Source organism: Streptomyces sp. NPDC052109 (assembly GCF_040680195.1).
GTDB lineage: Bacteria > Actinomycetota > Actinomycetes > Streptomycetales > Streptomycetaceae > Streptomyces.
In genome coordinates this window covers 163,527-175,625 of sequence record NZ_JBFAWF010000016.1, presented here as the reverse complement: position 1 = coordinate 175,625, position 12,099 = coordinate 163,527, and the positions used below count along the sequence as shown (strand labels likewise).

General features: G+C 70.0%; 12 protein-coding genes and 1 pseudogene. 6 read left to right on the top strand and 7 right to left on the bottom strand.

All coding sequences use genetic code 11. The annotated features are described in order from the left end of the window. Positions 1-51: 51 nt before the first annotated feature. Entirely contained in the window at positions 52-756 is a 705-nt protein-coding gene (locus AB0L59_RS28685) for an SDR family oxidoreductase (protein ID WP_365589152.1), read from the bottom strand. Positions 757-920: 164 nt separating this feature from the next. Between AB0L59_RS28685 and AB0L59_RS28680 the strand changes: the two genes are divergently transcribed. Further along, positions 921-2,030: a 4Fe-4S binding protein gene (locus tag AB0L59_RS28680; protein ID WP_365589149.1), complete on the top strand. Its 1,110-nt coding sequence runs from the start codon at positions 921-923 to the stop codon at positions 2,028-2,030. A gap of 464 nt (positions 2,031-2,494) precedes the next feature. Here the strand turns inward: AB0L59_RS28680 and AB0L59_RS28675 are convergent, their stop codons facing one another. Next, entirely contained in the window at positions 2,495-2,674 is a 180-nt protein-coding gene (locus AB0L59_RS28675; protein WP_365589243.1) for a hypothetical protein, read from the bottom strand. Between the two features lie 43 nt (positions 2,675-2,717). On the opposite strand from AB0L59_RS28675, the pseudogene AB0L59_RS28670 reads away from it, so the two are divergent. Then, positions 2,718-2,825, top strand: a pseudogene (locus AB0L59_RS28670) (hydroxylase); the annotation flags it as partial. A 211-nt stretch (positions 2,826-3,036) separates the two neighbouring features. Next, the gene (locus AB0L59_RS28665) at positions 3,037-3,837 is read left to right on the top strand and encodes an SAM-dependent methyltransferase (RefSeq protein WP_365589146.1); all 801 of its coding nucleotides are present in this window, start codon (positions 3,037-3,039) and stop codon (positions 3,835-3,837) included. A gap of 611 nt (positions 3,838-4,448) precedes the next feature. Here the strand turns inward: AB0L59_RS28665 and AB0L59_RS28660 are convergent. Then, complete coding sequence (locus AB0L59_RS28660; protein WP_365589144.1) at positions 4,449-4,928, bottom strand: ATP-binding protein; 480 nt, start codon at positions 4,926-4,928, stop codon at positions 4,449-4,451. A 153-nt stretch (positions 4,929-5,081) separates the two neighbouring features. Here AB0L59_RS28660 and AB0L59_RS28655 point away from each other — a divergent pair, with 153 nt between their 5' ends. Continuing rightward, on the top strand, positions 5,082-5,459 hold the full coding sequence (locus tag AB0L59_RS28655) for an STAS domain-containing protein (protein ID WP_365589141.1): 378 nt from the start codon (positions 5,082-5,084) through the stop codon (positions 5,457-5,459). A gap of 151 nt (positions 5,460-5,610) precedes the next feature. Here the strand turns inward: AB0L59_RS28655 and AB0L59_RS28650 are convergent, their stop codons facing one another. Further along, positions 5,611-6,456: an RNA polymerase sigma factor SigF gene (locus AB0L59_RS28650; protein WP_365589139.1), complete on the bottom strand. Its 846-nt coding sequence runs from the start codon at positions 6,454-6,456 to the stop codon at positions 5,611-5,613. Between the two features lie 281 nt (positions 6,457-6,737). On the opposite strand from AB0L59_RS28650, the gene AB0L59_RS28645 reads away from it, so the two are divergent. Then, entirely contained in the window at positions 6,738-7,025 is a 288-nt protein-coding gene (locus AB0L59_RS28645) for a hypothetical protein (RefSeq protein ID WP_365589137.1), read from the top strand. A 468-nt stretch (positions 7,026-7,493) separates the two neighbouring features. Here the strand turns inward: AB0L59_RS28645 and AB0L59_RS28640 are convergent, their stop codons facing one another. From AB0L59_RS28640 to AB0L59_RS28630, 3 genes are all read right to left on the bottom strand, one after another. Further along, on the bottom strand, positions 7,494-9,083 hold the full coding sequence (locus AB0L59_RS28640) for a SpoIIE family protein phosphatase (RefSeq protein ID WP_365589134.1): 1,590 nt from the start codon (positions 9,081-9,083) through the stop codon (positions 7,494-7,496). Next, positions 9,080-9,610 carry a methanogen output domain 1-containing protein gene (locus AB0L59_RS28635; RefSeq protein WP_365589131.1) on the bottom strand — a complete coding sequence of 177 codons (531 nt, stop codon included), beginning with the start codon at positions 9,608-9,610 and terminating at the stop codon, positions 9,080-9,082. The genes AB0L59_RS28640 and AB0L59_RS28635 overlap by 4 nt, the downstream gene beginning before the upstream one ends. 712 nt (positions 9,611-10,322) lie before the next feature. After that, positions 10,323-10,478 carry a DUF6131 family protein gene (locus tag AB0L59_RS28630; protein WP_365589231.1) on the bottom strand — a complete coding sequence of 52 codons (156 nt, stop codon included), beginning with the start codon at positions 10,476-10,478 and terminating at the stop codon, positions 10,323-10,325. Positions 10,479-11,510: 1,032 nt separating this feature from the next. Between AB0L59_RS28630 and AB0L59_RS28625 the strand changes: the two genes are divergently transcribed. Further along, the gene (locus tag AB0L59_RS28625) at positions 11,511-11,963 is read left to right on the top strand and encodes a hypothetical protein (protein ID WP_365589128.1); all 453 of its coding nucleotides are present in this window, start codon (positions 11,511-11,513) and stop codon (positions 11,961-11,963) included. The last annotated feature ends 136 nt before the right edge of the window (positions 11,964-12,099 follow it).

Genomic DNA, 12,099 nt, shown 5'->3' with positions numbered 1-12,099 from the left:
CGCATCCAACCGCCACGACCGCCGACCCGGCGAACCCACCCGGTCACAGCACTAGTCGGCCAGCTGGGGATAGAGCGCCGCCAGGTCCCCGGAGAGCCCCGCCTTGACGTTCCGGCTGACGTCGTCCGCCAGGACCTCGTACGCCCCGGTCTCGATGCCGTCCAGCGCCAGGGCGGCGATGTCGGCCGGAGCGGACTTCGGCGCGTCGATGGTCGAGGTCATGTCGGTGTCGATGTAGCCGACGTGCAGACCCGTGACTCCGATGCCACGGGAACGCAGTTCCAGACGCAGGGAGTTGGTCTGGGACCACAGTGCGGCCTTGGTGGCGCTGTAGGAGCCGGCCACACCGAGCCAGGACAGCACGGAGTGGACGTTGAGGAGGTGGCCACCGCCGTTGCGTTCGATGACCGGGGCGAAGGCGCGGGTGACCAGGAGCGGCCCGAAGAAGTTGATGTCGAATTCGCGGCGGATGTCGTCGACGGGGGCGTCGAGGAAGGACGCCGCACCGAGCGAGACGCCGGCGTTGTTGACCAGAATCGTGACGTCCCCGGCCTGCGCCGCCGCGGCCTCGACCGATGCGGGGTCGGTGACCTCCAGGGCGAGGGGCACGGCGTCGGGGTGGGTCACGGTGTGCGGGTCGCGGGCCGTGGCGTACACCTTGGCGGCGCCGCGCGCGTACAGGTCTTCCACGAGCGCCTTGCCCAGCCCTCGACTGCCGCCGGTGACCAGTGCGACAGAGTCCTTGATCGAAGTCATGCCCATCTCCAAGCTCGGAAACCGATCGGTTTTCCAGCACCGTAAACCGATCGGTTTCAAACCGCAAGCGCACGGGCCGGGCCTCCCAGAGGCCGGCCCTTGCCTGGACGCCCGACTGACCGGCATAGTGAGTTTGAAATTCAAACTTCGCTGGAAGGGGCAGGATGAGCGCGCAGAACACCGCCGAGGAAGCGGGAGGCCGGAAGCTGCCGTCCGGACTCGCCGCCCACCCCTCCGTGCGGGCCGTACTGGCCGCTCGGGCGGCCGGTGACCGCACGGCGCCACCTCCGGTGATCGACGGGGACTGGTTGCGCGCGCTGTGCCTGGAGGCCGGCGCGGACGACGCGGCGGCGGTGAGCCTCGACCATCCCGACCTCGCCGGGGAGCGCGAGCACGTCCTGGCCGCGCTGCCGGGAACGCGCTCGCTGGTCTCGCTGATGGTCCGGATGAACCGCGACAGCATGCGCTCACCCGCACGCAGCGTGGCCAACCAGGAGTTCCACCAGACCGACGAACAGGTCAACGCCGCCGCCCGTGCGGTGGCCCGGGCGCTGGAGGACGCCGGCTACCGCGCGCTGAACCCGTCCGCCGGGTTTCCCCAGGAGATGGAGCGCTTGCCGGGCCGTATCTGGGTCGTGGCCCACAAGACGGTCGCCGTGGCCGCCGGCCTGGGTGTGATGGGGCTGCACCGCAACGTCATCCACCCCAGGTTCGGCAACTTCGTGCTGCTGGCCACCGTGCTCGTGGACGCCCCGGTCAGCACGCACGGGCAGGAGCTGGACTACAGCCCCTGCGTGGACTGCAAGTTGTGTGTGGCCGCCTGTCCGGTGGGGGCGATCGGGAAGGACGGCTCGTTCGACGCCCTCGCCTGTACGACCCACAACTACCGGGAGTTCATGAGCGGGTTCACCGACTGGGTGCAGACCGTGGCCGACAGCGAGGACGCCGCCGACTTCCGCTCCAGGGTCAGCGACCCGGAGAACGCGTCCATGTGGCAGAGTCTCGCGTTCAAGCCCAGCTACAAGTCCGGTTACTGCCTGGCCGTCTGTCCCGCAGGCGAGGACGTGCTCGGCCCTTACCTCGACGACCGCAGGGCCTACCTGGACACCGTGCTGCGGCCCCTCCAGGACAAGACCGAGACCCTCTACGTCCTGCCGGGCTCCCAGGCACAGCGCTACGCCGAACGCCGCTTCCCGCACAAGCCGACCAAGGAGGTCTCCGGCGGCTGGCGGCCTCCGGCGAAACGGAACACGGACACGCCCGGGGCGCGCTGAGCGACGGTGACCGCTCCGCCTCTGCCGCCCCTGCGCCCGGAGCCGGGGCGGGGGCGCATCCGGTCGGGCCCGGGCGGTAGGGGCGGGGAACGACCCGAGCGCATGGATTCAACCGTTCCCCGCCCCCGGTGCGTCGGCCCGCCTCGTCACGGACACGGAGGGACGACTCGACGACCGGTCGGACGAAACTTCGACTCACCGATCTCGTTCAGACCCTCCGCCGCCGGGGACGCACGGGCCAGCGGAGCCGGGCCGGGTGGGTGACGCGGGCCTGGCGCGTGGTGCGGACGGGTGGGTGCCGCCTCCCCTCGCAGGGCCCCGCCGACAGCGCCCGGGGGGCGGCAGACGGCAGCGGCCGACCGCGATCGCGGGACAGCGGGCGGCACACGGCGGAGGCAGGCGCAGGACGCCTGCCCGGCAGGGGTCGGTTCCCGGCGGCCCTTCGGCTGTCGCCCGGCGGCCCTCTAGGCAACCGCCCAGCCTCGCACGGCGCCCGTCGACGTCGCGCCCACCTCCGCCGCCTTCCGGCGCAGCCAGATGCGTGCGGCGCCCTGGGCGTGCACGGGATGCCACCACACCGCCTCCTGCACCGACACGGCCTCGAAGGGGGCCGACGACCGTCCCGGCGTCGGCGACGCGCTCACCCTCGACCAGCTCGCCCGGCTGCCCCACGCGGGTACGGCCCCGCACGACGACATTCCCGTTCGGCCGGCGCGGGTGCCGGACTTCGAGCTGGAGGCCGCCGCCATGATCGGACGTGCCGGCCGGGACCTCACTCCCGAACAGGCCCGCGACGGCCCGGTGACACGGTGGCGCTCAGGGTGGACGGCGTCGGCCGGGTGTCCCACACCCTGGTGGCGGGGCCCGGTCCGGCGCCGCCACCGCCCGCCGCACAGCACCGGCCTGAGCCCCGGAACTCTCCACGCTCGCTCGGTAGTTGATATGGGAAGCTTTGGCCAACCGTCTGCGGGACCGAGACCGTGACGGTCGGGGAGAGGAGCCCAGCGTGACTCAGGACGGCGGCCAGGCCGTGCGTATCGACACCAGCAAGCCGCATCCCGCACGGATCTACGACTACCTCCTGGGCGGCAAGGACAACTACGAGGTGGACCGGGTGGCGGGCGACCAGCTGGCCGCGGCGGCGCCCGAGGTGTGGATCTCGGTGCGGGCCAACCGCGCCTTCCTGCACCGTGCGGTCCGGTACGTCGTGGGCAGCGGCGTCCGCCAGATCCTCGACGTCGGCACCGGGCTGCCCACCTCGCCGAACGTGCACGAGGTCGCCCAGGAGACGGCTCCGGACGTGCGCGTCGCCTATGTCGACAACGATCCGATCGTGAAGACGCACGCCGACGCCCTGCTCAGCCGGACCGGCACGACCAGTGTCGTGCTCGCCGACCTGCGCGATCCGCAGTCCGTCCTCGACCATCCCGAGGTCCGCCGGATCATCGATTTCGGCCGGCCGGTCGCCCTGTTCCTCGTCGCCGTCCTCCACTTCATCCGCGACGCCGACGAGCCGGAGCGGATCGTGGCCGTCCTGCGCGACGCGCTCCCGGCCGGCAGCTTCCTGGTGCTCTCGCACGCGACGGGCGACTTCGCCGACGACCGCAGCGAGGCCGAGGCCGTCTACACCAGCGCGACGGCCACCATGAACCTGCGGTCCCGGGACCGGGTCGCGCGGTTCTTCGACGGTTTCGAACTGGTCGAGCCCGGCCTGGTCCAGGTTCCGTTCTGGCACCCGGACGGCACGCCCCCGCCCGGCTCCGCCGAGATCGGCTTCTACGGAGGCGTGGCCCGCAAGAACGCCTGACGGCGGGATCGCGGGCACGGGCGTCCCGCGCCGTCCGCACCATCGCGCCCCCGCCTCCGGGCCGGACGCGCGGTAGCTTGCGTCTGCACCAGTTCATCTGGGTAGTCGGTCATGTCCATACCAGCATTGGATCGCGCGTTCGAATTCGGTGTCACTTCGGAAACGCCCCGACCGGCCGTCGTGGGCGGGGTCGCCCCGGGCGTGGTCGGGGCCTGTGGTCGCCCCCCACCACGGGGGGTTGTGACGTCGGTTCTTCACGGGTCTGACGGGTCTGGGAGGCGCCCAGATCCGCGGTCGGGATGATGCTCAGGGGTTTTGAAGCCACCAGAGGCCTTGCCAGGACAGCATCGGAATGCGCCCGGTGCAGGCCGTGCGCATGTCTGCCGAACGCCTGCCCGGCCTGTCGCACCGAGGCACGGTCCTCGTCGATTGCCTCGGAACTCCGCACCGGCGCAATGCCGGCCCCGCCCACCGGGGCGGTAGCAGTAGCCTCTTGCCGCCGATGGCCCGCGCTGTCCGATGTCCTGGCTCAGGCAAGTGCACGCAGCCCTCGGCCGCCACACGGTGGGCGCACCCCCGGACCACTGACGGGACCGGGAGAGCCGAGCGTCCTACCGGGGCGGACGCCCCGGCAGGACGTCGGCCGGGTCGTCGTGGAGGGCGATGCGGGCGGTGATGCGTTTGCCGACCGGCTCCCGGTAGGCCTCGAAACTCTGGGTGACGGCCATGACGATCTCCAGGCCGTGCTGCCCCACCCGTCCGGCATCCGCGGCCCGGGCCACCGGCAGCACCGGGTCGGAATCCCACACGTCGACCTCCACCGCATCGCCGTCGATGCGCAGGGTCATCAGCACCGGGCCGGGCGCGTACTTGCGGGCATTGGTGACCAGCTCGCTCACCACCAGCTGGGTGAGGTCCATGGCCCGGGCGGAGACGTCCAGGCCGTGCTCGGCCCGAACGCGGGTGAGGAACGCGGCGGAGAGGTGGCGGGCCTGGGCGATGCAGGTTCCGTCCCCGTCCAGCGCCACCGTGGTCTGCAGCGCGTCCTCCTGCGCTGCACGGCCGTCCTCCCCTGCGGGCACTAAGTTCACCACCGTCACCTTCGCTCCCCTTCACACCCCCGTGCGTGCCGCGCACGCGCAGGTGACTCCCGCCCCCTGTGTCGGCTCCGTCACAAAAAGCGTCACCAGTACCATGCGGGACAGCGCTCCACGGCGGAGGCCTGGTGTGCCAGTATCACCCACATGGCAGAGGGAGAAACGACGGACGCCGAAACAGCCGCGCAGTCCCGTGGGCTGTCGGTCGCGTCCACCACCGCCGACGGCATCCACGTCGTCACCTGCGCCGGGGAGATCGACCACCACACCGGCGACAAGCTCCGCCAAGCCCTCGACCTCTCCGACATCGCCCGGCCACGCATTGTGGTGGACATGCGGCAGGTCACCTTCATGGACTCCAGCGGCATCAACATCCTCATCGCCGCCCACATCCGCCTGAGCGAAACCGGCGGGTGGCTGCGCCTGGCCGCACCCACCGATTCCGTGCTGCGCACCTTGCAGATCGTCGGCGTCGACGCCGTCATCGACTGCCGCGAGACCCTCCGGGACGCCCTCAGCATCTGAAGGCGCGTACGCTGCCAGGTGATCACGAACTGACGAGGCACGGACTTGGCACTCAGCCGTACGGCCGGGGCGCCCGGGATCCGCGGCTGGGTCCGTGGTCGGGCCTATGAGGTGCTGCCACTGCGCGGCGGGGCCCAGGCGGGTGGGGCTGTCAGCGGGTGGCGAGCATGCCTTCGCGCAGGCGGGCCAGGCAGCGCGAGAGCAGCCGGGAGACGTGCATCTGGGAGACTCCGAGACGCTCACCGATCTGGGCCTGGGTGAGTTCCTCCACGAACCGCATGTGGATGATCTGCCGGTCCCGCTCATCGAGGTCGGCGATCAACGGGGCCAAGGCATGGAAGTCCTCCACGAGTTCCAGCGCCGTGTCCTCGGTGCCGATGAAGTCCTGCAGGGCGCTTTCGCCGTCCTCGCTGCTGCTGATCGCGGCGTCCAGGGAGGAGGAGTTGTAGCCGTTGGAGGCCAGGCGGGCCTCGATGACTTCGTCCTCGGGCAGGCTCATCAGCTCCGCCAGTTCCTTCACCGTCGGCGTGCGGCCCAGTCGGCTGCGCAGTTCCTCGGTGGCGCGGGCGAGCTGGACGCGGGCCTCCTGCAGGCGGCGCGGGACGTGGACGGCCCAGGTGGTGTCGCGGAAGAACCGCTTGATCTCACCGACGATGTAGGGGATGGCGAAGGAGGTGAACTCGACCTCCCGGGACAGTTCGAACCGGTCGATGGCCTTGATCAGTCCGATCATGCCGACCTGGACGATGTCCTCCATCTCCTCCGGCCCGCGGCTGCGGAAGCGGCCGGCCGCGAAGCGGACCAGGGACATGTTCATCTCGATCAGCGTGTTGCGCGCGTACTGGTACTCGGGCGTGCCCTCCTCCAGCACTGCCAGCTGGTCGAAGAACAGACGCGTCAGCTGCCGGGCGTCCTTCGGCGCCACCTGGGAGGGATCGGCGACCTCCGGCAGACCGGCCACGTCCAGGTCCGTCTTCGCCGCAGTCACTGTCGCCATGATGGTTCCCTCCCCTATCGCTGCATGCCGCCGGCCTGCCTCGGGCCGACGACCGGGCGCCTACCCCGGCATCCGCAGGCCATGCGCACAAGGGAGAGCCTACGCGTCGCCTGTCCGACGATCGTGACCAGCCCGGTCACAGCAGCGCTCACGTCAGCAACAGGGTGTGCGAGAAACGCGAGGGGGTAGGCGCGCCAACCGGAATAGATACTTCCGGATCGCTGGGCGGCCCGTTACGCACGGTGATCGCGCGGAGCAGGGCGAACAAGGAGGAGATGAGTATGAAGTTGACGCGACGGATCGTGAGCGCAAGCGCGTGTGCCGCGATCGCCGGAGGCCTTGTCATGGTCGGCGGCAGCTCGGCGATGGCGGCTACTCCTGCGGCGGCCGAGCTTCACCGGGCCCCCAGTGCCACGGCCGGTATTGAGGGCCGCGGCACTGCCGGACAGCCCACGGATCCGTGGATCGCCGGCCAGCTGGCGACGTTCTACCCCTCCGCCGCCCACCAGCTGGCGGTGTTCGATCCCTGGGTCAAGGACCAGCTGGCCCTGTGGCATCCCAGCAGGTGAGTGGGAGGGGTTGCCCAAGAGATCGTCTCCTCCTGTGGTCAGTGGGCCATCCGCGTCAGCCAGAGACCAGATGGCGGCGAGGCGGTGGAGTGCGGTGGCGCCGGGGTCGACGGTCGCCGTACCTCCGGCGGCAGCACGCGGCCACCGCCCTGACAGCGGCCGCAGTTACCGCCGTGGTCCTGGTCACCCGGGCAGCGGTGCTGCAGCAGGGCAACCGAGGACAGGGCAGCGGTACTCCCCGTCCGTCACGCGCTCCCATCGCACCTCGCACCGAGGGGGCCGCACCGTCTACGGCCGGCGAGGCCAGTCCTGCCATGCGAGAGGACGTGGCCGCTCTTGCGGTACGAGGGGCGGAAGAGCACGTCCGTCACAGCTGGCAGCGGCTCCAAGAAGGCAGTGACCTGCCGGAGTGACCCGGATGCAAGCCGCAGCCGATGCCGGCGTACTGCTTCCTGTCATTCTGTGAGGTCAGTCGGTTGTGGGGAAGCGGGCGGCGAGCAGGGCCCGGTCGTCGGGGAAGGCGGCGTCGGGGTGGTGGTGCAGGAAGCGGTCGCACAGTTCGGCGAGGTTCAGGCCGGTGGTGGTGCGGGCGCACGCGGTCAGCCGTTGCAGGCCGATGGTGATCTCTTCGCGGCGCCGTTCGATCAGTCCGTCGGTGTAGAGCAGGAGGGTGTCGTCCTTGGCGAGAGTGACGGCGGCGTGGCGGTAGGGGATGCCGTGGATGGGGCCGAGGGGCGGTCTGGTGGCCTGGTCGAGGTAGGTGCTGGAGCCGTCGGCGTGGACGAGGAGCGGCGGCGGGTGGCCGGCGGCGGCATAGGTCAGGGTGCGGGTCGGGCGGTGGAAGACGAGGTAGCAGGCGGTGACCATGTGCCCGGGGTGATAGCGGCCGAGGAAGGTGTTGAGTTCCTCCAGGACGGTGGTGGGGTGGGTGCCGCAGCGGGGGACGATGTTGCGCAGAGCGGCGGTGATCTGTGCCATGAGGGTGGCCTCACGCAGTCCGTGCCCGGCGACATCCCCGATGCTCAGGCCGATGTGCTCGGCGTCGATGTCGTAGACGTCGTACCAGTCACCGCCCACGGACAGCAGATCGCTGCCGGGAGCATAGGCGGTGGCCGCATCGAGGCCGGCAACGTGCGGCTGCGGGGGCAGGAGGCTGCGCTGGAGGCGTTCGGCGACGCGGTGTTCGTGTTCGTGCAGTCCTGCCCGGCGGAGGGCCTGGGCGATCTGCTGCGCCACCGCAGTGGCATGATCGCCAGAGGTGGCCGGATCGGTGCCGTAGACGGCCAGCAGACCCAGGCGGGTGCCGTCCGCCTCGAGCGGCAGGGTGAACGCCGCAGGATCCGGATCTGACCGCGGTTCTGGGTCCGGGGACGGCCAGTGTGCGACGGAGGCTGTCGGGTGGTCGAGGTCCGTGAAGTCGACTGCCCTCGGGAGGTGTTCGCCGGGCTGCAGGGGCGGTACCAGACGGGTGGAGTGCAAGCGGAGTCCGACGGCGGTGGCACCCAGGGCAGCGGGCGCGGCGCCCGTCACGGCCCGCGCGACCTCGGTGAGGGAGACCGCGCTCGCCAGCGCGGCGGTCAGGGCGTACAGGCGCTGCAATTGGGTGCGGGTGGCCTGTTCGGCGGCCAGCAGCCGGGTTCGCTCACCCTCCAGGGAGCGGCGGAAGGCCACTTCCCGGTTCAGTGCGGCGACCTGCTGGCTGAGGGCGACGAACTGATCGGCCCCGTCCGTCTGCACCAGGTGCAGCTGGGCGGCCGGCAGGGGGCCGTCGAACCACTGGGCGCGCGCACCGTGGCAGCGGAAACGGCGGATTCGCCCGTCGGCGTCCTTGACGGTGACGGCGCCGGGCACCGGGTTGCCGCTGCGCAGCCAGGTGGCCAGGTGGCTGCGCAGCGACGCGTCGTCGGTCGCCACCTCCAGCAGGCTGGCACCCGGGACGAGCCGGCTGTCGCAGCGGCCGGCCGCGGGATTGGCGGCCAGGATGCGGCCGTCGGCCCCGCACAGCAGTACCGGGTTGGGCAGCAGCTTGGTGATGGCCCGAAACAGGCCCAGGGTCATGGCATGACTGCCGGGTCGCCGAAGTACTCGCGGCCCGTGACCGTCTCCGGGTCGGTATCGGTCACGAGGTGGACCACGACCCGGCAGCCGGAGTTTCCGCGGGCGATGGTCTCCTGAAGCTCCACGCGTGCGTAGCCGGTGTTGCGGGCGGCGATGGTGCCGAAGACGTTGGACGTCATCATGCACATCGACTCCCGGCCCACCACCTTCTCCGCGAACGGGCACGCCCGGTTGCCCAGCACGATCTTCGTCTCGTCGGCCTCGATGACGTAGAAGTCGCCGTTGATGCGGCGCTTGAGGTCCACCAACGCCTCAGCGACCTGTTCTCGGCTCAGCCGCTCGACGCCCAGTGCGTTGAGGTACATCTCGTCGATCTGCGTACCGACTGCCTGACCGACCACACTGATGTAGCCGGACGCCTCCTCCAGACCGATCACGGATTCCAGCGAGGTCGCCAGCTCACGCACCAGCGTCCGCAGGAACACATCCCGGTCCAGCCCGATCTTCACGTCCGAAACGTGCTCCATGCCCACTCCTTCACCCCTCGCGCCGCGCAGACACGTCACGGCGGCGGAGAAAGGCCCACCGTACCCGCACAGAGTAAGCAACCGTTGCGCGCCAGGGACCACACAACTTGCAACTCGCCACCGCGAATCGTCCCGGACGCTGTCGGGATCCTGGACGCCCGCACCCTTCAGGCACACCACCGGCTCGTGATTGTCGTAGGCGGTGCCGGGGATCTCGTCGTGACCGCGGGAGCGCACGGTCGGCTCCGTCCGCGACAGCGGTTTCTGGCACAACTTCCGTGGTGGCCACCCGGTGCTCGGTCTCATACTTCTGCGGACATCCGGACCCAGCGGATCAGGGTTCATCCTGACCCGGGCTCGCGACTCTGCGGCCTCTTCACAGAAGTTGAGCCGGAACCGCTTCACAGAAGTTGAGCCAGAACCGCAGGTCGCGAACAAAGCCACACGGTCACCTTCCGGCCGCCTGAGGCCGGGGGCGGGTCCATCACGATCGGCGCACGGCTCACCGCCTCCCAGCATGGGCCGGCCGGGCCTGTCCGGCGACGTGCGTGCAGGCCTGAGCCACCGAACGCAAGACCGGTGAGCCGTCGTAGCTTCAGTTGCTTCGCTTGGTCGTCGGATGGTGGTACAGCAGGCGACGGCAGCCCTCGCCCAGCTCGACGGCTGGATCGCTGACAGGGAACGCCGCGAGGCTGAACGCCGGCAGGCTGCTCTACCAGTAGTGGCGTCGGCCTCCCACCGCATGCCCGACGGAGCCCAGGATCCACAGGACCGCCCCGATGACCAGCAGGATGATGCCGATGGTCCAGAGGATTGCGATCTTCAGTAGGAATCCGACGATGAGAAGGATCACGCCGAGGGCTATCACGGTGACCTCCATTGCCGAGGGGTGCTACTTGCCACCTTCGCCCCAAAGGGATCTGGCAGCAACGCGTGAGGCCACGAGCGGCCTGGCTTGGACCACGCGCACGCAGGCACCCGGTGAGCGTCCGTGACGTGGCATATCCGAAACGACGCCGGAAGATACCTCTCCAGCCGGCGGCCCGGATCTCGGGGCGACAAGGCCCAGGGAGGCGACAGCGCATGCCAGATCCTTGCCACATGCGGTGAGCGGCCTGCCGACGGGGGGACGGCAGGCCGCTCAACAGCTTCATTGTGCCTGGGCGATGAGCCCGAGGACCAACTCGATGAAGATCAGTTGCGTAACGATGTGCTTGTCGTCGTTCGAGTCAACGGGGACCGAGCACCGCCAGAGGCGCGATTCGTTCCGTGGTGGCGCTGCGAGACCGCCGGCAGTCCCATTCGTACGCCATGCCCAAAACCCGGTCCCGCCCGCCACCACTCGTGACCATCGCTGCCATGCCGTACCGCGAACTCCCTTGACCGACTCCCGCATTCAGGTCCCAGGCCCCAAGGACAGGACCAATCCTCGAAGACACCCTGTGCGGCGTCGCCCGCCGCAAGATCTTGGAGCGGGGCAGCCCGGGGTGGTCGGCTATCCCACCAGGCCGGTGAGCCGATCCGCTCGCGTGGATCTCCAACAGTTCGATCGCGCTCGCCTTCGCGTGCCGCTCGCGGAGCTCGAACAGGCGGATGGGCGGGCCCTCGACGGTGCCGATCGGACCGTCACAGCCACCGCTCTGCAGGCACTGCCAACGCGATCACTACGCGCAGGGATTACTCCGATCCGGTGACTGAAAGTAAGAACATGTAAGCAGTCCGTCTGGGAGGGGAAGTGCGGTTGACCTGCGTCTCTTCCCCGAAACGTACGGGTCTCAACGACTGGCGCCCTCGCGTCGGCATGCTCCTCAGCGGTGGTCGGGTCAGCCTGGATGCGAGATCCGCCGTGTGAGTGGCCGGCTGGCCCGCACGGGGGACTTCGACGAAAGGAAGATCCACCATGAGCTTCACCCGAAGCCGCCGTACCCGTGCGCTCGCCGCCGGTGCCCTGTCCGCCGCCATGCTGTCGACCGGCACCGCAGGAGCCGTCGCCGCAACCGGCACGCCGGCCCCCAAGCCCTCCATGACCCGCACCGGCATGCCGCGCATGAAACCGCCGCGGACGGCGCCCGCGATGGGCTCGATCACCGTCTCGGCCGACCGCAAGGCCGTCAAGGTGGGCAACACCGTGGTGTTCACCGGCCGGGTCAAGGGCATCAAGGCCGGCTCCACGCTGGTACTCCAGCACCTGCACAACGGCAAGTGGACCACCCTGAGGACCACGGCGGCCGTCAACAAGAACGGCACCTACACGATCAAGCGGACGTTCACCACCAAGGGCACCGAGCAGATCCGCGTGGCCACCAGGACCGGCACGTTCCACTCCACGCCGGTCACCGTGAAGATCAGCTGAGGGTGAGCTGACACAGGTCAACGACCTGGCCGGCCGTTCGCGGAAGACGCGGGCGGCCAGCCGGATGCCGAATCGGGGATGATGCCATGACCCGCACCCGGCGACTTGGGCGGCAGGGAGCTGTACCGGTGCTGAT